Below are 19,836 nucleotides of genomic sequence, written 5' to 3' on the forward strand. Positions count from 1 at the left end.
AATATAAAAAACCGCACATCATTACTAATGATGTGCGGTTTTTTATTATCTAAATTTAAACAAAAAGCAGCAATCTTTAACCGATAGCAGGAATAAGCCCCGCCATTTGCATAAACTGCGCAGCAATAATAGTTATGCCACATATAGCTGCTATACCAAGCCCAACATTCCCACTTTTAACTTGGTAGCCTGTTTTATTTGATGTTGTACGCTGTTTATAAACCATTGCTACAGGCAAAAATATTGCCAGTACAACAAGTGCTATTGCAGCGTACCCTAAGGCCATAATAAAGCCTTGAGGATAAAACAATGCAAAGCCAAGTGGCGGAATAAACGTAATTAAGGCCGTTTTAATTCGGTCTGTTTTATTGTCACCCTTTTTAAATGCATCAGCAAAAAAATCAAATAACCCTAAACTTACCCCTAAAAATGATGTCGCAAGTGCTAAATCAGCAAATAACTTAACGGCCGTTGCCACACTTGGGTTATGCGCAATACTTGCCACGCTAGATACAAACCCATTAAGACCTTGGCTGTTGAGTAAATCAGCTTGACTCATAATACCTTGGCTAAGTAGTTGCCAAAAAATATAAATGACTAAAGGTAGGGCGGCTCCAGCAATCATTACTTTGCGCAGTACTTTTATTTCAACACCAACATATTTAACAATAGAGGGGATAGAACCATGAAAGCCAAACGAAGTAAATATAACCGGTATAGCTGAAAGGATTAATCCTTGCTCTACAGGCATCTCTAATAAGTGTTTACCCTGCACATAAGGGGTAAGCATGTAAAACAAACTAGCTAATACAATAATTTTTATTGTAAATAACACTCTGTTTAGTTTATCTACCTTGCTAGTGCCTAGCGTTACCACACTTGCAATAATAACAGCGAGGATTACAGAGCCAAACTGTGGGGCTATATTTACATCAAAGCCTATATTTATACGCGCTTGGAGTTGTGCACCACCACCTGCAATATAAGCAGCGCATAAAGCGTAAAATAAAAAAACCATCGAAAAATTCGCAATATATTGTCCGCGTTTTCCAAGCCATAATTTAGCCAATGTATTTAATGTAGCATCGCGTGGTGCATATTGGTGTAGCTCTAACATGAGTAGTGCGGTGTAGGTCATTAGTAACCAGCTAGCAATTATTAATGCAAGTGCAGTACTAAACCCAAGCCCGGCAGATGCAATTGGCAATGCCAACATACCCGCACCAATAGTGGTGCCTGCAACAATTAACATGCTTCCAGTTGTTTTATTTTTAAGCACTTAATTACCTTAATTATTATTAATATTGATGCACCATATAACTAGTTGCTCAAATCTCAAATAGTTTTGTAATAAAAGAGCGGTATTAAAATGTAACTTACAATTTACAACTGTATTTATTAAGGACTTTAGTATTTAAAAAGTACTAAAACACAGTAGTGAGCGTATAATTTATTCTTTGTTTTATTGATTCATATAAAGCGTAGGGATGGCACGTGCCAGTTAAAGTATCGTATTTTTTAATGGTTCTTATATGGTCCACTACACCACTGGGTATCGTGTGGAGTAGTGAAACTGTATCGCCAACACTTGCTGTGTTAATGCGGATGCTGGTGGGACTATTGTTAGGTGGCTTAATTGTTGCCATTACAAATATTAGAGTGCCTTGGAACAAAAATGCATGCTTACTTTATTTTTATTCGAGTATAGGTATTTTTGGCGGTATGTTGTTGAGCTATATGGCAGCTAAAACAGTCCCTTCTGGTATTATTTCGCTTATGTTTGGCCTTGCACCTATTTTGTCGGGGTTGCTTGCTCAGCAATTATTAAATGAACCTAAATTTAGCCCGATTAAATTAGTTGCGTTAGCGTGCGCCTTAATTGGCTTATATTTTGTTAGTTATAACCAAGTACAAAACTCGCAAACTCAAGGGCTCGGGTTGCTTTATGTGTTTATGGCTGTCTGCTTTTTTAGTTTAAGTGGTGTGATGATCAAACGTGTACAGATTGCGATTCATCCTATGGCAACAACATTTGGTGCCTTAGTTTTTGTAACCCCACTCTTTTTTATTGCTTGGTGGTTATTAGATGGTGAGTTGCATATACAAAACTGGAGTGCAAAATCATTGTGGGCTATTGGTTATCTAGGAATATTTGGATCTTTAGTAGGGGCTTTGGCGTATTTTCATGTGCTGCAAAACCTAAATGCAAGCACGGTATCACTTACTACACTTATAACTCCTAGCTTTGCGTTAGGCTTGGGAGCTTGGCTAAATAATGAGTCATTAAGCCAAGAACTAATAATTGGTGCGGTTATTATTTTAATTAGTCTAGGTTTTTTCCAATTTGGTGATAAGTTTTTAAGGCGAAAGAAAGTAAACACAAATTAGCTTTACTACATTTTTTCAATTTAGTGATAAGTTTTAAAGCGAAAGAAAGTAAGCGCAAATTAGCTTTACTACATTTTTTCTATTTGAATAATTAAACGACGGTTTTTGTCTCGGCTTAAAATGTTATCGTTATTATCAACAAAGCGTTTTTCGCCGAAACCGGTGGTTTGTACTTTGGCTTCATCAACACCCAAGCTCACCATATAATCTTTTATAGTTTTGGCGCGCTTGCGCGATAAATCTAAGTTATTCCAGCGTCCGCCATAACTATCGGTGTATGAGTCAATACTAATGGACTCTATGCTTGCATCATTTTTTAAATACTCAGCAATCTTATCAAGACGTTGTTGCGAGGATTTAGTTAATTTACTGCTGTTAGATTGATAGTTCATTACAGTAAACGAAATATCTTCAAAGCTGTAAGGGAGTAGCTCATCACGGCATTGTAAAAAAGCCCAGTAAGCTTGTTTAAAGTTTACGCTCGATATACCAATGGCAATTTTATCGGCACTGTTTTGCCAGTCTTGATAATAAAAAGTAGGGTAGTAGCCTTTTTCAAGCTCGGTAAGCATTTCCCATGCGGTTTTATTGCCTAGCTCGCCATCAAACTTTTTAAGTAATTTCATATTTGCAATATCGCGAGCGGGCAATCCTGCACGCCATGTAGGTGGCACTGCTTTTAAACCTGCAATTGCGTAGTTATCTGGGCGTACAACCATATCTAAATTAAATGTTAAGTTTTTATTTTTACTTGCAGAAGCTTTAAATATAGCTTCACCGTAATAAGGAACTTCATGATTTAATTGGCATTGTAAGCGTGTTGTTTTAACGACTTCCCAGTTGGAGTTGTCTTGGGTTGCTGTGTATTGGCGCATAGCAGCTTGCGAGTGAGTACTGCAAAACACCGCACTTATACTAAGGCTAATAAATAACAACTTATACTTCATGGTGCTCTCCAGCTATCCGGGAATGCCAATAATTTGGCAAATTAACGACTGCAATGATTAGTTTGTTCTCTGTATAACTAACTTATAAGTTAAAGCAAGTTATGTGCCTACAATTTTAAAGCAATAAATACTTAAATCCCCTAGCCTAGGGGGCATCAATTTTGACATAATAGTCAGCTTACACGTATAAACAAAGAAGACTATGGCAAATACTGAGCAAACACCTTTCGCAAAACGCTTTCGTGGATTTTTTCCTGTTGTTATTGATGTTGAAACTGCAGGTTTTAACAAAGAAACAGATGCCTTGTTAGAAATAGCAGCCTCTGTTTTAAAAATGGATGACGAAGGACTGCTCAGCATAGATCATACTGTTCATTTTCATGTTCAGCCATTCGAAGGCGCTAATATAGAACAAGCAGCCATCGACTTTAACGGTATAGACCCGTTTTCACCATTACGTGGCGCAGTACCTGAAGATGAAGTAATTAAAGAAATATGTAAAGTAGTACGCAAAGCGCAAAAGGCTGCTGGGTGTCAACGCTCAGTTATTGTGGCGCATAATGCCGCATTCGATCATGGCTTTTTAAATGCAGCAATAGAGCGTAATAACATTAAGCGTACGCCATTTCACCCGTTCGTAAGCTTTGATACAACATCTTTAGCGGGTTTAGCGTTAGGGCAAACTGTATTAGCAAAAGCATGTAGAGCGGCTGGTATAGAGTTTGATAACAGCCAAGCGCACTCAGCACTTTACGACACAGAACGTACAGCTGAGCTTTATTGTTTAATAGTAAACCGCTGGCAGCAATTAGGTGGTTGGCCATTAGCGCCACTAGATGACGCTGATGCTGAAGTTGAAACTGAAAATGACGAAGAAACTAAAACGTCTGAGTAATTTTACCCTCAGTTAGCTTAACTAGGTGGGGCGGGTAAATACGCGAAAATTGTTTAGAATCTTTCGCTATTTTAAGCTCCACACCAGGGTGCATTAATTCATTTACTTTTAAGCGGCTACTGGCAAGTAATTGCACTATTTTTTGCTTAATAAGTAGTTTTTGACGATGAATATGCGCAGAGCGTATTTTTATATGCTTTTCATTTTCAGTTATTTTATTCATGAATTGCTGGCGCTGAGCAGCCCCCGCAATTTTACTCGCTTTTTCGCGAGCTTGTTGTAAAGCGGTTACTTTAGTCGCAAGTACTTTTTCAAAATCGGTGATTTGCATTTGCTTTTGGCGAAGCTCAAACCAGAGCTGCGCTAAAAATACGCGTGTTTTAGTACCGGCTGGCGCGCCGAGCTCACCCGTTTCAATGCGCATAGCATCTAAAATATTACCGCCAATAATTTTACCTCGCGGGTCATTTGCTTTGCCTACACGTATTAATCGCCTAGCACTTAAATCACAATGCAGAGCTTGGCGTTCAATAAATAAATCTTGTTCGGATTTAATGTTGCAGTACTGGGCATAACCAATAGAAATAGTTCGCTGAGCGGTTATACAGCATGTAAATGCTTCCTCGCCTTCACGTTTTCGGCCAATTGCGCCAAGCATAATGGTTACCGCACTTTTACTTTCAACAGTTCCTGATTCTACAAAACCAAGTACCGTAATATCACCGTTAGCTTTTACACGCATGCCGTCTTTAATATCGCCAGTAATAATTACGCTACCATCAAAATCAACGTGGCCGGTGCTTACATCTACGTTATCAAAGCATAAAACATCATCTACACGCATACCACGGGGTAGGGCAACGGGCACACCTTTGCAGTCGGCAATAAGCATATTAGGATTATTAGGATCTACTTTTGTACCTTCGAAAGGCTGGAGTTGGTGATCTTTACCTGGTTTTGCACTAATTGAATCGCCAAATACCGTATAGCCTTCTTCTCCAGGGGTAGCTGCAATACGCTGCATTAAGGGAGTGCCAGGTTTTACGGTGATAATAGCGCCAAGGTTTTTCATATCAACCTTACCGCCTTCTTTAGCTTGTGGGCTAAGTACTCGGTCTTGAGCTGTTGAGCATAAACGCACAAATTTGGCATCGCTGCCTTCTTTTGGATTGCGCCCATGTGCAATTATGGCACTGTAAGAGCTTCCTGCTGGTTGCTCAAACTGCTGGCCCAAAAAGGTATCAAGCGCACGAGGACTTATTCCTTTTTTAACACCTGCATCAGCAAGTGCTTTTTGCGCGCCTTCCATAGACAAAAGTGCGCCACCTTTAGCGGTAGTTAATGTTGCTTCTGCGACCATGTTTTTTTCATCAATATTAATGATAAGCGACGCATCTACAGCTCTAGCAACGACAAGCGATACTTCCTGATAATTTTTAGTGGGCGCAAAAAGCTTTCCAATATTGGCAATGACAGCTTCGTACTCACTAAACTCAGATTGCTCTAGCATTTGCGTTAACTGAGTACTTGTAACAGGAAAACCACTATCAATAGGGTGACTTTCTAAAGAGACAAACCCTGTACTTTTATCAAATGAAAAAACCGACATTTATTAATTCCCTACTCTATGCCTGTTATTATTTTTATTTTTTACAACTAAAGGTTTAGAAATAGCAAAAACCTTAACTCCTCATTTGAACACAGGTTAAACACATTGTTAAGTAAATGTTTATATAGGCTTGCATAAACTAAATTTTGGTTACTTAACACGCGATTGGCACATACAATTAAAATAAAGCGTTACTAGGCCTTGAGTATCAGTACTTTACTCAGTTATACTGTTTGCACGCTCTGAATTGAGTTACTAATTCAGGGGCTGATTAGGATTCGACGGAATTCAAGAAGCCCAAGGTGCATGTCGAGGTGCGGTTTGCCTCGTTAAACAGCCGCAACCTAAAGTAATCGCAAACGACGATAACTACTCTCTAGCAGCTTAGGCTGGCTAGCGCTCCTTCCATGTATTCTTGTGGACTGGATTTTGGAGTGTCACCCTAACACCTGATCGCGACGGAAACCCTGGCCGGGGTTGAAGCGCTAAAACTAAGCGGCCTCGCCTTTATTTACCGTGTTTGTCCGGGACTTAAAGGTTAATTAAATGACAATACTAAACATGTAGTACCGACGGTCGAGGCTTTTCGGACGGGGGTTCAAATCCCCCCAGCTCCACCATTTCAAAGAACTAAGACGCCAATAGGCGTCTTTTTTTTGCCTAAAATTCTTCACATAGCTCACTTTCCAGTAGGTTTAGATTCCAAATAGGTTTTTTAACGAACAGTGACATCCAAAACATTAAGTAGTACATTTAGTAGTACCACATGAATCGTTAATTATCGGGTACTACATAATGGCAAAAACAACGCCTTTAACTAACACGGAAGTAAAACAGGCCAAGGCTAAAGATAAAGTTTATAAATTGTCTGATGGCAATGGATTACAATTAAGGGTAAAGCCAAGTGGTAATAAATCATGGCTACTTGATTATGTTAAGCCACATACTAAAAAACGTACAGCTATCGGTTTAGGCGGGTATCCTGATGTATCGTTAGCTGATGCGCGCAAGTTAAGAAGTACCCATAGAGAGCTATTAGCAAAAGGTATCGATCCTAAAGAATACAAAGACGAACAAGGTCGGATCAATGCGGAAGCTGCTTCAAATACTTTTAAACATGTGGCTATGGCTTGGTTTGAAATAAAAAGCACTCAAGTCAGTGAGGATTATGGTATCGATTTATGGCGTTCGCTTGATAATCATCTTCTGCCTTCGTTAGGTAAATTGCCTATCAGCAAAATCACAGCACCAAAGGTTATTGAAATACTTAAGCCTATTGCGGCAAAAGGGAGCTTAGAAACTGTTAAGCGTTTATGCCAAAGGTTAAATGAGATAATGATCTTTGCTGTTAATACGGGACTAATACATGCAAACCCGCTTGCAGGTCTTAGAGCTGCTTTTCAAAAACCAGTTAAAGAAAATATGCCTACTATTACACCTGGAGAGCTACCACAGTTAATGAGAGATATTAGCTATGCCAGTATTAAGCTAGTAACTCGTTTTTTAATTGAATGGCAGCTACATACTATGGTTAGACCTAGTGAAGCGGCTGGCGCTAAGTGGTCTGAGATCGACTTAGAAAATAAAGTATGGATTATTCCTGTTGAACGAATGAAGAAAAAGCGCGAGCATCTAGTTCCTCTAACGGAGCAAACATTAGAAATACTAAATAGCTTAAAACCTATTAGTGGGCATAGGGAGCATGTGTTCCCAGCTGATAGAAACCCTAGACATCATATAAATGAGCAAACAGCTAATATGGCCTTAAAGCGTATGGGCTATGAAAAACGTTTAGTTGCTCATGGTTTAAGAGCTCTAGCTAGTACAACACTAAATCAGCAAGGTTTTGATGGTGATGTGGTTGAAGCCGCATTGGCCCACGTAGATAAAAATGAAGTCAGGCGAGCTTATAATCGTGCAGACTACTTAGATCGTAGACGAGTGATGATGAGCTGGTGGTCTGAGCATATAGCACAAGCACAGTTTGGTCAGGTTAGAAGAACGTGTACGAATTTAAAGGTAGTAAGTTGAAATTTTATGGATAATACGGAAAGAGCCAAATATGGAAAATAACTTTAAGGATAGCTTTCGAACAAGGGTTGAGCTACTAGCGCTTACTCATATAGATATAAGTTTTGTTATTGCGAAACTTGATGAATACATTTATTACGATGGTCTTCTAGTTAGCTCCGATTCAAGTGGTGATTTTAAAGGTGCATATGTAACCGGCTATATAAAGAGCAAAAGTGTTTACGTTGATACCATTATTAATGATTATGGTGATGAAGAGGGAATATTTTTTAGTTTTTATGAATGTGGGGAGTATTGTTCAAGGCCTGACTTGAGCTCTCATAAAGATTTGAGCCGTGATGGAGCTGGTAATAAAATATATGGGGAGACTTATTACCTTTATCAGGACTTTATAAGTTACTGCGCCGAGCTTGGAGTTCCATTGGAAAGTCCCTACATAGATGATTTTGAGAATGAATTTTGGGACTATAAAGAATTTACGGATCTAGATAATAAAAGTAATTCCAATATAGAGCTCGATTTTCATTCTGACAAACAGTATCCACCTGAGCTTCAACTAGCTATTGATGCATACGAACAGCTTTGTATGGGCAGAAGAACTTTACCCTTGAACAAAGAAATAGATGATTGGTTAAAAGAAGAGAGTAAGCTTCGCGGAGTTAAGCATCAAGATAATGGGCGTACTTTCCCAGGTATAAGTAATAAAAAAGCCACAGCGATTGCTTCAATAATAAAATCTAAGTAAAGATTTAGGGGGGTCACCTAGGTAACCCCCTAAATTAATCAGCGAACCCCTCTAGCCTAACCCCCTGGTTAATAGTTTTTAATGTGCCTGAACCATTCCATAACATACAAAGGCAGTTAAAAATGAACATTAAAAGTTTCTCTAAAATCATCCGCAGACCCGAAGTTTTAAACAAAACAGGCTGGTCAAAATCCACACTCTATAATCGCATTAATGATGGTCTATTTCCTACATCAATAAGCTTGGGTGTCAGAGCTGTTGGCTTTGTTGAAAGTGAATGCAATGAAGTAATTCAATCGATGATTGCAGGTTACACAGAACAGCAATTAAGAGCTTTGGTGCAAAGTATGATCGATAAACGCAGCTATAAGGGGTGAGGTAATGATACGTCAAAATAAATGTTTAGAACTAGGTTTACCAGAGCCTCATCCTTGCCAAAAAGAGGCCAATTATGTGCTTAGTGTTATTGCTTTAGGAATAAAAGCAGACACTAATATGGCGACCTCTATTGGCATTGATAGCTTACAAAGTGTTGCCTCAGCGCTTGAAAGAAAAGGCTATGTATTCACGCTGGGGTATGAGGATATTAAATGTCCTCTAACAGGAAGACTAGCAAGGCGCTCGGCTAATTTGTCTATGACAAAAGAGCAGCAAGAGTTATTTAAGAACGAGGAAAGCCGCAAAGAAAGTTAATTTCAATGCGACTTGTCAATGGTGTGCTGGTGGCGCAATGTGGAAGTTAAACCACCAGCATGTTAAGCATAACGTTAATGACCTACCTAAACAATGTTAGTGTTCGCTTACTCTGAGTGCTTTGTATGGATTTAAAAGATTTCTACTGGTCGCTATTTATAGGTTTTTGACCCCATAAATTATTAGCAAAACCCTGACGCTTTAAATTCATACTTATTGAATAGCGATAGTAGCGACTAACAGGCTACTAGGTAATTAATAATATCTCTTGAGTGTTGTATGTCTTATAAGGTTAAGGTTAGGGCTATTGAGGTAAATGATCAGGTATTCTGGGTGAACGGTCAGCACAGTGGTATTTACTTAACTATGGCTAAGAAAATGATAAACCAAGTTGATATGATATTAAAGCACCATAGCAAAGTACACCTAATTCGCTTTGATCTTCGCCTATACGAGTACTCGCCGGATAATCAAGTAATTACTAAATTTAATCGCATCTTGTTTAAGTGGCTTAAACGAGTATATACCTTAAAACGAGTAGGTTTTATTTGGTGTCGTGAGATTGAAACTGCAAGCCAACAGCACTACCACTATGTATTGATGCTTGATGGTCATAAAGTACGTCATCCTCATGATATTTTACTAAAAGTAAAAGCTATCTGGGAGTATCAGCTACAAGGTTCACAATATACCCCTAAGCACTGTTACTACAATATTATGCGAGGTGATTATGATTCACTTCAAGAGGCCGTATGGCGTATTTCTTATTTGGCTAAAGTAAGAAGCAAAAGCAACAAGCCACCACAGACAAAAAACTATGGAACAAGCCGTATTAAGGATAAATTAGTTTCATAATAGAGTAATAAACATGCTAATAAAAACGGAACAACGCGGAACAATTCGGAACAAGCCTAAAAATTTAACCTTATGAAAATAATAGTTTATTGTTATTTTTAGGAACATATTAAAGGAGTTCAAAACGATTTGATTTTTTATAAAAACGTTAAACTTTACTCACAGATTAAAGTTCCTTATTTTGATGTGAGCAATTTATATTGATTCTTTAAATAACACTAAAAATCAAAACTTTTCAAAACACTACCTCATAATGTTTTATATACTTTTTCATTACCGTTGATTGAACAATAATAAAAATAAAACTAAGTGTGAAAGGGAGGGTATTACCCTAAAATATAAGCAATAATAGCTAATATTTTATTTTATACAGTAGTGGTATTTTTTGTTAGTATCATACTTATTAACGGGTTATAAAACGTAATGTGGATTACTACCCGTAGCGCATCAACAAGGAGTTGTTAATGAATATACCTACCCCAGGGATTAGCTCATGCATAGCTATAATCGCAAAACTAAATAATAACTCCAAACGCAAGCTATAGACCATTTGGCTAAACCCAGCTAACAACTAATTTTTTAGTATTAACGGCAAAGAGATAATAATGAATAACGCAGAACAACAGTTTCTAAAATGCTTAGGAAATAAGCTCTGGACCTTAACTGACAAGCTTCGTATATCATTTTATGTTTGTATGGGATGAATCTGAGTCGAGTTAAATCAAGAATACAACTAAAAATATAATCAAAGTACAATCCCATAGTGCACCAGTGCTAAAGGGTATGTGAATAATTAAAAGAGAAATTAAATGGCTATTACCTATACGGAAGTTCAAGAAAACTTAGCAGCTCTATCAAAAAACATTAAACCTGAAAGTTACATATATGATCTTCTTTTGTGTTTTGGAACGGCTAAGGCTTCAATCACACGATTAAAAAAGAAGTTTGAAACCACTGCTGAAATAACTTCTAACGGACAACTTCTCTTTAAAGAAGGCAGTGGTAATTTAGAGCAAATATTGAATGATTCCTTGTCATTAAAGTCACTCAAAAAAAATAAAATTCGTTTTGTAATAGTAACTGACTACAAAACAATATTTGCTCATGATATTAAATCTAGTGACACAATTGAAATTGGCATAGATGAGCTACATTACGAGTTTGAGTATTTCTTGCCACTGGCTGGTATGGAAAGAGCTAGTTTAGCAACTGAGTCCGTTGCTGATGCAAAAGCTGCTGAAAAAATGGCGAAACTGTTCGATTTGCTTAAAGTGGATAATGAAATACAAACGGAGGAACAGATTCACTCTATGAATGTGTTCCTATCCCGAGTTTTATTTTGTTTTTTTGCTGAAGATACTGGGATATTCCAAAAGGATCAGTTCACAAAAACAATAGGTTCATTATCACAAGAAAATGGTTCAGATGTTCATGATGTTTTAAAAGAACTTTTTGATATTTTAAATACAACCGATAGAGATAACTGTTCAAATAACTTTAAAACTTTTCCTTACGTAAATGGTGGCTTGTTCGCAGATGACCTAGTTATACCTAAGTTTACAGTGCGTTCACGTAGAGCCTTAATAGAATCAGGTTCATTAGATTGGTCACAAATAAATCCTGATATCTTTGGTTCAATGATTCAAGCTGTCATGGATACTAAAAAACGCTCCGAAATGGGGATGCATTACACTTCTGTGCAAAATATAATGAAAGTATTAAGTCCTTTATTTTTAGATAAATTGACAGAGGAATATCTAAAAATACTTGGTTCTGATGTTAAAGATACTACCAAAATAAGTAATTTGAAGGCCTTATGTACACGCTTATCAAAGATTAAAGTTGGTGATATGGCGTGTGGCTCAGGTAACTTTTTAATTATTGCTTTTAAAGAGCTGCGGAAGTTAGAAATGACCATTCTAAAGGAGGTTCGTCGCTTAGAGGGTTCCGGAGGGCAAATTAACTTATTACTAGGAGCACCTAACTCCGGTATTTCGTTAGGGCAGTTTTATGGTATCGAGTACGATGATTTTGCAAGTGGTATAGCTGAACTTTCGCTATGGCTCGTTGAGCATCAAATGAATCAGGAATTTAACGATGAGTTTGGTGCAAACGAAGCTACCTTACCGCTGAAATCTTACAATAATATAGTTCATGGGAATGCGCTTAGAATTGATTGGAATAGCGTAATGCCAAATGAGGGCGAAGTATTCTTGGTTGGTAATCCACCATTTTTGGGAGCAAGGCTGCAAAATTCTGAGCAAAAAAATGATATAGAACTTGTTTGTTCTGAAATTATTGGCGCGAATAATTTAGATTACGTCTCTTGTTGGTTCGTGAAGGCTAAACAGTATATTACAAAGTCAAAAGCTGAGTGCGCTTTAGTATCAACCAACTCAATAAATCAAGGCGATTCGGTATCCATATTATGGCCCACTCTTTTGGATAATGATGTAGAAATTGGTTTTGCTCATAAGCCATTCAAGTGGGAAAATAATGCCAAAGGGAAAGCTGCGGTTATTTGCGTTATTGTTTCATTAAGAAATAAGAATAGCGAAAAGAAATACCTCTTTGAAAGTGTCTTAAGGCGAGAGGTTAAAAATATAAATGCTTATTTAATACCCGCTGAAAATATTTTTGTAGCAGCAGAGAAAAAACCTCTTAATGGTTTACCACCTGCTTCATTTGGCAGTATGGCTAATGATGGAGGGCATCTCATTCTTTCATCTGAAGAAAGAGAAGAAGTGATAGAAGGGTCCGATCATGTTAGTAAATATATCAAAAAATTAATCGGTTCAAATGAATTAATAAAGGGCTTAACTCGTTGGTGTATATGGGTTGATAAAGAGGAATATGAAATAGCTAAAAAGAATGTATTTTTAAATGATAGGTTCCAAAACGTACATAATTATAGAAGCCAAAGTAAAAGGGCGGCTACAAACAAACTTAGTAATATTCCGTATGCTTTTGGAGAAAATAGACACCGGATGGCAACTCAACTGGTTATACCAAGAGTGTCCTCTGAAAATAGAAAATATATTCCAATGGGTTTTTTTGATGAAAATTCGATAGCTGCAGATTCTTGTACAGTATGTTTTAACCCAGAGGTTTATGTTTTTACTTTACTTTCCAGTCGCTTGCATACCCTGTGGGTTGCAACTGTTGGAGGTAGATTAAAATCAGACTATCGTTATTCAAATACTCTCTGTTATAACACTTTTCCTGTTCCTGATTTTACAGAGGATGAAATCGCTCAGCTTGAGCAATACGCAAATATGTTAATAAGAGAGAGAGTCATAGATGGTCAATCATTATCTGTCCAGTACAGCCCAAAAACTATGCCCGAAAGACTAAAAACTCTTCACGAAGAAATTGATTCTTTTGTTGAAAACATTTACCTGAAGTCGGCAAATATAACAAAGAAACTAACAATGGATAGTGACCGGTTAGAAGTCCTATTTAATCTTTATAAACTAAGCAAGGAGGCAATATAATGACTACCAATTTTGTTGAAGTAAATTACCAAAGGAATTCATCAAGTGTAAATATAAATAACATGGGTATGAGAGATATGCAGGCTCGTGCCTATGAGAACCGGCACTCTCAATATTTGTTATTAAAATCACCTCCGGCATCGGGTAAATCAAGAGCGTTAATGTTTATTGCATTAGATAAGCTCAAACATCAAAATTTGAAAAAAGTCATCGTAGCCGTTCCTGAAAAATCTATTGGCGGCTCCTTCTCCAACACTAAGTTAACTAATGGTGGCTTCTTTGAGGATTGGTCTGTTAAACCTGAAAACAACTTATGTATTGATGCAAATGATACGTCCGGTTCGTTTAAGAAGTTTATGGCGTCGGACGAACAAGTTTTAGTATGTACTCATGCGACATTAAGGAACTCTTTTAAATCACTAACGGCAAGCGATTTTGATAACTGTTTAGTTTCTATAGACGAGTTTCACCACCTATCTTCTAATGAAGATAATATACTTGGCGGTGTATTACAGTCACTTATGGATGAGTCTAATGCACATATTGTTGCAATGACAGGCTCATACTTTCGTGGTGATGCTGAGCCTATTTTACCACCAGAATATGAAACTCTATTTGATAAAGTAACATACAATTATTATGAACAACTTAATGGTTACCAACACTTAAAGTCTTTAGGTATAGGCTATCACTTCTATCAAGGCTCCTACCTTTCAGAATTTGTAAATGATCCAGAAAATAATCGAAAGTCAATTTTAGACACAGATAAGAAAACAATACTTCATATTCCTAATGTTAATTCAATTGAGTCGACAGGGAATAAGTATCAAGAAGTTGGTCTTATTATTGATAGTATTGGCGAGGTAATAGATGGTCATACAATTGACCCTGTTGCTTATGACGCTGGTGTTATTTTCGTTAAGCGTGAAAGTGATGAAAAAATAATAAAAGTTGCAGACCTTGTTAACGACAACGCAAAAGAAAGGGATAAGATTCAAGGTTATTTACGAGATATAAATGATGTTGATGATATGGATTTAATTATCGCACTCGGAACTGCAAAAGAAGGGTTTGACTGGTCTTACTGTGAACATTCTTTAACGATTGGATATAGAGGGTCATTAACAGAAATAATTCAAATTATTGGACGTTGTACACGTGATTCTGATAATAAAACTCATGCACAATTTACCAATTTAATTGTTAACCCAGATGTTACAGATACAGTAATCAAAGACTCTGTAAATAATATGCTTAAAGCAATTACTTGTTCGTTATTAATGGAACAAATTCTAGAACCTAGATTAAGCTTCCGCTCCCCAAAATCTAAAGAGAATTCAGATAGCGATATTAACAAAAACGAATTTGATCCTGAATACAATAAAGAGCAAGCGGATCTTAAAAAGAAAACCGAAAGCAATAAAGCAGGTACGGTTGAAATTAAAGGGTTCTCTGAGCCTAGCACGGACCGGGTTAGGAAAATAATTCAAGAGGATATGACAGAGCTTCAGGCTGCTGTAGTTCAAGACAATGTTATGCAAAAAGCTATGGTAGGTTCTATAGATCCTGAAGTAGCTAACAAAGTACATTTACCAAGAATTATCGAAGAAAAATTTAAAGGTTTAGGATTAACAGAGCAAGAGATTGAAGAGGTGCGTCAGCATTTTATAGCTGAAGCCCTAATCAAACCATCACGGATCGAAGAGAAGCAAGGCGCTGACGGTAGGAATTCTCGTTTTATAGTTATGGCTAATACTCAATTTGATTTGGATAACCTTAGCGTTGATTTGATTGACACTATGAATATATATGAAACCGCGTTTGATGTTCTGTCTAAGTCAGTTGATGGACCTATATTAAAAGCAATTAAAAATGAAATAGACTCACAAAAGATAACAATTACTAAAGAAGAAGTTTTAATACTATTTCAAGAACGAAAAGTTGAAAGTTTTATGGCGCAGCACAAGCGTAAGCCTTCTATGGATTCATCAGATCCTATGGAAAGAAGGTTAGCAGAGGCTATTCTATTTGTTGAAAAAATGCGTCAACAACACGGGAGGTAAGTATGGATGACATGGATTTTCTTAATGTAGTACTAAGTGCTGATAAATTTGGATGGATTTCAAAACCAAAGCCTAAAAACAGGGCTGTGAGAGCAACCGATTTAGACGACTTTATGGAAATAAACGACTTTTATAGAGATCATGGTAAGTTACCGTCAGATGAAGGTGATATGGTTGAGCTGAAGTTGTTTTATAAACTGGAAAAAATAAAAGAGGATAAACAGTTAATTAATAAGCTAAAAGATCATGATGAATTTAGTATGTTGGATATTATTGAGGCCCCTACTGTAGGAATCCCCAAGGAAGAAGAGTTCCAATCACTAGATGATATAATTAACTCTGATTTATTGGAGTTTATCTCACCAAAATCAGAGGTTTCTGACATATTAAGTATCAAAAATGTGACAGATCCTGAAATTGTAAAAGCAAGAAATCAAGCTGAGTCTATTGGTAAGACTACACAGTGTAGTAACTTTTTAGTCTTTGAACCGCTATTTAAAAATGTACACAAGGAATTAGCTGCAAAAACTAAGCTACTAGGTCCAATTGCTGATACTGAGCTTTCTGTTTTTGAGTTTGCCGAAGGTAACTTTTATCTTCTAAAAGGTATGCTGTTATTTGTTGATTACATGAGTGAGGTATTTAGAGGGACGGACCGTGAAGATAGGCGATTACTAATTGTTTATGAAAACGGTACTCAATCAACCATGCTACTTCGTTCACTTACAAAGCGAATTCGCGAAGATAATAGTGCTCGGCGAATATTAACAACCGACGGGACACCCTTCAATGCTAAACGCATTAAGGGCGAATCTGAACTTGATCCACGCCTTCAAGTATTAAAGCAAACAAAAGCTACCGGGTATATTTATATTGCTAGAACTTTAAAACCAGATCTTAAAGAAACATATAAACATTTATATAAAATAGGGTTAACAAAGAGAGATGTTAGTACTAGGTTCAAAGAAGCAGCTAAAGACCCTGCATTTCTAATGCACGAAGCAGAGCAAGTTAAAGTAATACCACTGAATGGCTTAAATCTAAACTCTGTTGAGAGTGCTATTCATGCTTTGTTTGGTCGAGTAAGGTTAAACGTTGAAGTCACTGGAAATGATGGCAGGTTACACAAAGCGAAAGAGTGGTTTAATTTACCTTTGGAAACAATTAATGATGCTGTTACTTTGATTCAAGATAATACAATTCACATGTATAGATATGATTCAGAGGAACAGAAGTTGGTTAGAAGGGTTTAATTGATACAGATGTTTTGAATTTGCGTGCGTACTTGGGGGAAATTAAAACTCTCTAGTAATAAAAGGAATTATTATATGCATCATCGACGTGGTGGAGTGGTAAAAAATCATTTTAGAAATGGCTCTTGGGTTAGCTCGCATTATCGCTCTGGAAGCGACATCAATAATGAATCAGCTTCCAGTACACCTAGTGTCACTTACTATTCTGGAATAGCTAAAATAGAGCAAAATTATTACTCTTTTGTTAACCCTAATGCCAGCTGCCCAGTTTGTGGGAAGCCGGTCTATTTTTATCAATCTGAGTTTGATGGAAGAGTTTTCTTTGATGAATTAGGCCCTCCCTGGTCAAAACATCCATGCACAGACTCTAGCTCAATTCCGCAAAGGTTAGTATTCAAGGTTAGCGTGGATATAGAATATAATTGGCAATCTGAAAATTGGATTCCTTTATTTATTAAGCGTATTCAAATTATTGACAAAGTAACTATCCAAATACTTGTTGAGTTTAGTGATAGGAACATAACTATATATGCTGAAAATAATGAAAACTGCCGGCAAATATCGTTAAAGGATATAGCTCAAATTCGTGAAGAGAAAAACTTTTTTATAATCTCAATACCTAAACTAGAAAGGAGTTTAGATATAAGGGTGTTTAGATATAAATGGGAGCTTGTTAGTTATTGTACGAATAGGATTTCGCTAAAAAGATAAGCGCAGTACTGTGGCAATTTATAAAAAGAGTCTGAATTGTGGAGGCCTGGGATGAAAAATATTAAATGTGGAATGTGTGAGAGGTATATAAACATAACAGATTTAGCTTCCCATATGCATAAAAAACATGGGTGGATTTTCGTTGATGACAGCCCTGAGGCTAAAGCCGTTAATGCACTTGAGGCTGAAAAAATATCAAGACCTAAGTATAGAGCTATACCGAAAACAAAAAGAAAGAAAGTTCTTCCTGAAAGTTTGAGGACGTGCCCTCATTGTGCTTTAGTTTTAGAATCAAAACCAAAGCTTGTGGTGCATATTAAAAAGTGTCCGAAAAAGGGAGTTGTAGTAGGCAAATTAGGCAACGCGAGTAATAGTAAGTCTCATACTTACGAATGGGCTCTTATACAAAAGCTACCAAAAGGTAGTCAAACATTGGTTGAAGAGTTATCGGTAACTAAAGAGCTCAGTGCACTAGAAAAAGAAATTACTTTTTTAGCTAATAAAACTATCAAGGACACTAAATCTATAAATACTCCAGTTTTAGAAAGGCTTATTGTTTTTGCTCATGCTAAGCGAAGGACTCTCCAAAGAAATAACTCAGAGAAAGCAAAAAATAAAAAACAGGCTGCCAAAGGTAAAGATATATTTAATATGCGAGGCGTTGTGCTTTCCGGTGGTGGAGGGCCTGGTACAGGTAAAAGAAGATAATAGGTATTTTTAGTTAATGCATTTATTTAAGTAATATCTATTTATAGCTTATCTAAATAACATTAATTGAAAATTACTGATAAAATCTATCGCATATAAAATATGTGACTATGCTAAAAGTAAGCCTCCATCTTCGTTGAGTTTTGATTTAAGTAGTACCGTTAGTAGTACCTTCAGGGTTTGAGTTTTACTTATTTCATTTAGTTCAGTTGGTTATAGTCTAGGTTAAGATGACCCCAGCACCAATAAAGGTTTTTTGAACTCGTTATTCGAAAACCATAAGAAACCCGCAAATTTGTTAATCCAAATTTGCGGGTTTTTTTATGGAATTTATAAAATAAAGTTTAAGTATTTATAATTGCGCGTAACTTCATTTTTATCGCAATTATAAAAATACTGAATAACGACAACATACTTATTAACAACGTTAGATTAAGTATTGGGTTGCTGCTTTGCTCATCCGCATTGGCTGGGGAGGTGTTTGTAGTTTGCGAGTTTTGATGTTGCCTAATATAGCTTTGGCTGATCCAATCTACCGCGTTTATCCATTGTACTTTGGCGGGGTCAGTATTGTTTAGCATCCCTATTGCGTGCTTATCGTTATCTAAGCTTTTTGAAAGTTGTATCAGTTGCTGCCAAAATTCATTTTTAGGGCCTAGGTCATCTATTTCTTGTAGGTGCTGTTGTAATTTATCACCCCCCATCGTTTTTATATCAGCTTGTCCTGTACTTTGCGCGTAGCTATTTATTAGTGATGAAAAGCGACTAAAGTACTCATTACTTTTTTGCTGTGTAGGGTTAGCTGTTCGCTCGTTTGTTACTTTTTGTGTTGGTTGATTTAGGCTATTTTGATCAATCAAATATTGTTTATAGTTTTGGTAACTTAAGTTGTTTGTAGTTGTGTTATTTAGAGTGTCAAAGTTGTTTTTAAGTGCATTAACACTGATCACTACACCTACTAAGGTAATAATACAAAGTGCGCAATAGCAAAAGTACAATGCGCTTTTTAAAGTGTTACGCAGTAGTTTATATTTATTATAACTTTGCTTAATAGCTGCAGCTGTATTTGGGGCTTCGTCTGTATCTAGGCGTTCGTTTTGTATTGAGGTACTTTTGTCGTTAGTACTTTCACTAATGTGTTTATCTGTATTTTTACTGTGCTCAGTGAGTGCTATTTGATTATTTTGAGATTGAGAGATTACAGTAATGAGTTGAGGTTCTACTTTAGTAATCAAACCTAGCTTTTTAAGTGAGGATTCTGTTTTAACAGCATCAATACTCGATAAGTCTTTTTTTAAAGCGTAAGCTTTTCCATCAAACAACTGAATAACAATATTATGAGGAATATTAAGAAGTTGGCTGAGTTGTTCTTGGGCAGAGGTAAGGTCAGTATTTTGATATAACTGACCATTAAAAACAATTTTAAATGTAGCGCTCACGTTAG

16 protein-coding genes and 1 other RNA gene are annotated in these 19,836 nt (G+C 36.7%); 13 read left to right on the plus strand and 4 right to left on the minus strand.

Going from position 1 to position 19,836, the window contains the following annotated elements; translation table 11 throughout:
- Positions 1–76: 76 nt before the first annotated feature.
- Positions 77–1,279: an aromatic amino acid transport family protein gene (locus GQR39_RS02795; protein WP_010554637.1), complete on the minus strand. Its 1,203-nt coding sequence runs from the start codon at positions 1,277–1,279 to the stop codon at positions 77–79.
- A gap of 215 nt (positions 1,280–1,494) precedes the next feature.
- Between GQR39_RS02795 and GQR39_RS02800 the strand changes: the two genes are divergently transcribed.
- Positions 1,495–2,388 carry a DMT family transporter gene (locus GQR39_RS02800; protein ID WP_165734765.1) on the plus strand — a complete coding sequence of 298 codons (894 nt, stop codon included), beginning with the start codon at positions 1,495–1,497 and terminating at the stop codon, positions 2,386–2,388.
- A gap of 68 nt (positions 2,389–2,456) precedes the next feature.
- On the opposite strand, the gene GQR39_RS02805 is transcribed toward GQR39_RS02800, so the two are convergent.
- A complete protein-coding gene (locus GQR39_RS02805; RefSeq protein ID WP_165734766.1) occupies positions 2,457–3,335 on the minus strand; it encodes an OmpA family protein in 879 nt (292 codons plus the stop codon).
- A gap of 202 nt (positions 3,336–3,537) precedes the next feature.
- Between GQR39_RS02805 and rnt the strand changes: the two genes are divergently transcribed.
- The gene (rnt, locus tag GQR39_RS02810) at positions 3,538–4,230 is read left to right on the plus strand and encodes a ribonuclease T (protein WP_010554640.1); all 693 of its coding nucleotides are present in this window, start codon (positions 3,538–3,540) and stop codon (positions 4,228–4,230) included.
- On the opposite strand, the gene GQR39_RS02815 is transcribed toward rnt, so the two are convergent.
- The gene (locus GQR39_RS02815; RefSeq protein WP_165734767.1) at positions 4,214–5,839 is read right to left on the minus strand and encodes a FapA family protein; all 1,626 of its coding nucleotides are present in this window, start codon (positions 5,837–5,839) and stop codon (positions 4,214–4,216) included. The two genes, rnt and GQR39_RS02815, sit on opposite strands and share 17 nt — an antisense overlap.
- Positions 5,840–6,102: 263 nt before the next feature.
- On the opposite strand from GQR39_RS02815, the gene ssrA reads away from it, so the two are divergent.
- From ssrA to GQR39_RS02870, 11 genes are all read left to right on the plus strand, one after another.
- Positions 6,103–6,459, plus strand: a transfer-messenger RNA (tmRNA) gene (gene ssrA, locus GQR39_RS02820).
- Between the two features lie 175 nt (positions 6,460–6,634).
- Complete coding sequence (locus GQR39_RS02825) at positions 6,635–7,870, plus strand: integrase domain-containing protein (RefSeq protein WP_165734768.1); 1,236 nt, start codon at positions 6,635–6,637, stop codon at positions 7,868–7,870.
- A gap of 31 nt (positions 7,871–7,901) precedes the next feature.
- A complete protein-coding gene (locus GQR39_RS02830) occupies positions 7,902–8,615 on the plus strand; it encodes a hypothetical protein (RefSeq protein ID WP_165734769.1) in 714 nt (237 codons plus the stop codon).
- 122 nt (positions 8,616–8,737) lie between these two features.
- Entirely contained in the window at positions 8,738–8,992 is a 255-nt protein-coding gene (locus tag GQR39_RS02835; protein WP_165734770.1) for an AlpA family phage regulatory protein, read from the plus strand.
- Between the two features lie 4 nt (positions 8,993–8,996).
- Complete coding sequence (locus GQR39_RS02840) at positions 8,997–9,308, plus strand: hypothetical protein (RefSeq protein ID WP_165734771.1); 312 nt, start codon at positions 8,997–8,999, stop codon at positions 9,306–9,308.
- A 279-nt stretch (positions 9,309–9,587) separates the two neighbouring features.
- Positions 9,588–10,163: an inovirus-type Gp2 protein gene (locus GQR39_RS02845; RefSeq protein WP_165734772.1), complete on the plus strand. Its 576-nt coding sequence runs from the start codon at positions 9,588–9,590 to the stop codon at positions 10,161–10,163.
- 809 nt (positions 10,164–10,972) lie between these two features.
- Positions 10,973–13,657 (plus strand): class I SAM-dependent DNA methyltransferase, encoded by a 2,685-nt coding sequence (locus GQR39_RS02850; RefSeq protein ID WP_165734773.1) that lies wholly within the window; start codon positions 10,973–10,975, stop codon positions 13,655–13,657.
- Positions 13,657–15,720: a DEAD/DEAH box helicase family protein gene (locus GQR39_RS02855; RefSeq protein WP_165734774.1), complete on the plus strand. Its 2,064-nt coding sequence runs from the start codon at positions 13,657–13,659 to the stop codon at positions 15,718–15,720. The genes GQR39_RS02850 and GQR39_RS02855 overlap by 1 nt, the downstream gene beginning before the upstream one ends.
- Positions 15,721–15,722: 2 nt before the next feature.
- On the plus strand, positions 15,723–16,973 hold the full coding sequence (locus GQR39_RS02860) for a GIY-YIG nuclease family protein (RefSeq protein ID WP_165734775.1): 1,251 nt from the start codon (positions 15,723–15,725) through the stop codon (positions 16,971–16,973).
- 75 nt (positions 16,974–17,048) lie between these two features.
- Positions 17,049–17,684 (plus strand): hypothetical protein, encoded by a 636-nt coding sequence (locus GQR39_RS02865; protein ID WP_165734776.1) that lies wholly within the window; start codon positions 17,049–17,051, stop codon positions 17,682–17,684.
- A gap of 51 nt (positions 17,685–17,735) precedes the next feature.
- Positions 17,736–18,392 (plus strand): hypothetical protein, encoded by a 657-nt coding sequence (locus tag GQR39_RS02870; protein WP_165734777.1) that lies wholly within the window; start codon positions 17,736–17,738, stop codon positions 18,390–18,392.
- Positions 18,393–18,736: 344 nt separating this feature from the next.
- Here GQR39_RS02870 and GQR39_RS02875 read toward each other — a convergent pair whose 3' ends face one another.
- Positions 18,737–19,831, minus strand: a complete 1,095-nt coding sequence (locus GQR39_RS02875; protein ID WP_346774483.1) for a hypothetical protein — start codon at positions 19,829–19,831, stop codon at positions 18,737–18,739.
- Between the last annotated feature and the right edge of the window lie 5 nt (positions 19,832–19,836).

The sequence above is a fragment of the Pseudoalteromonas sp. C8 genome (assembly GCF_011378685.1).
In the GTDB taxonomy this organism is placed as follows: Bacteria; Pseudomonadota; Gammaproteobacteria; order Enterobacterales; family Alteromonadaceae; genus Pseudoalteromonas; species Pseudoalteromonas arctica.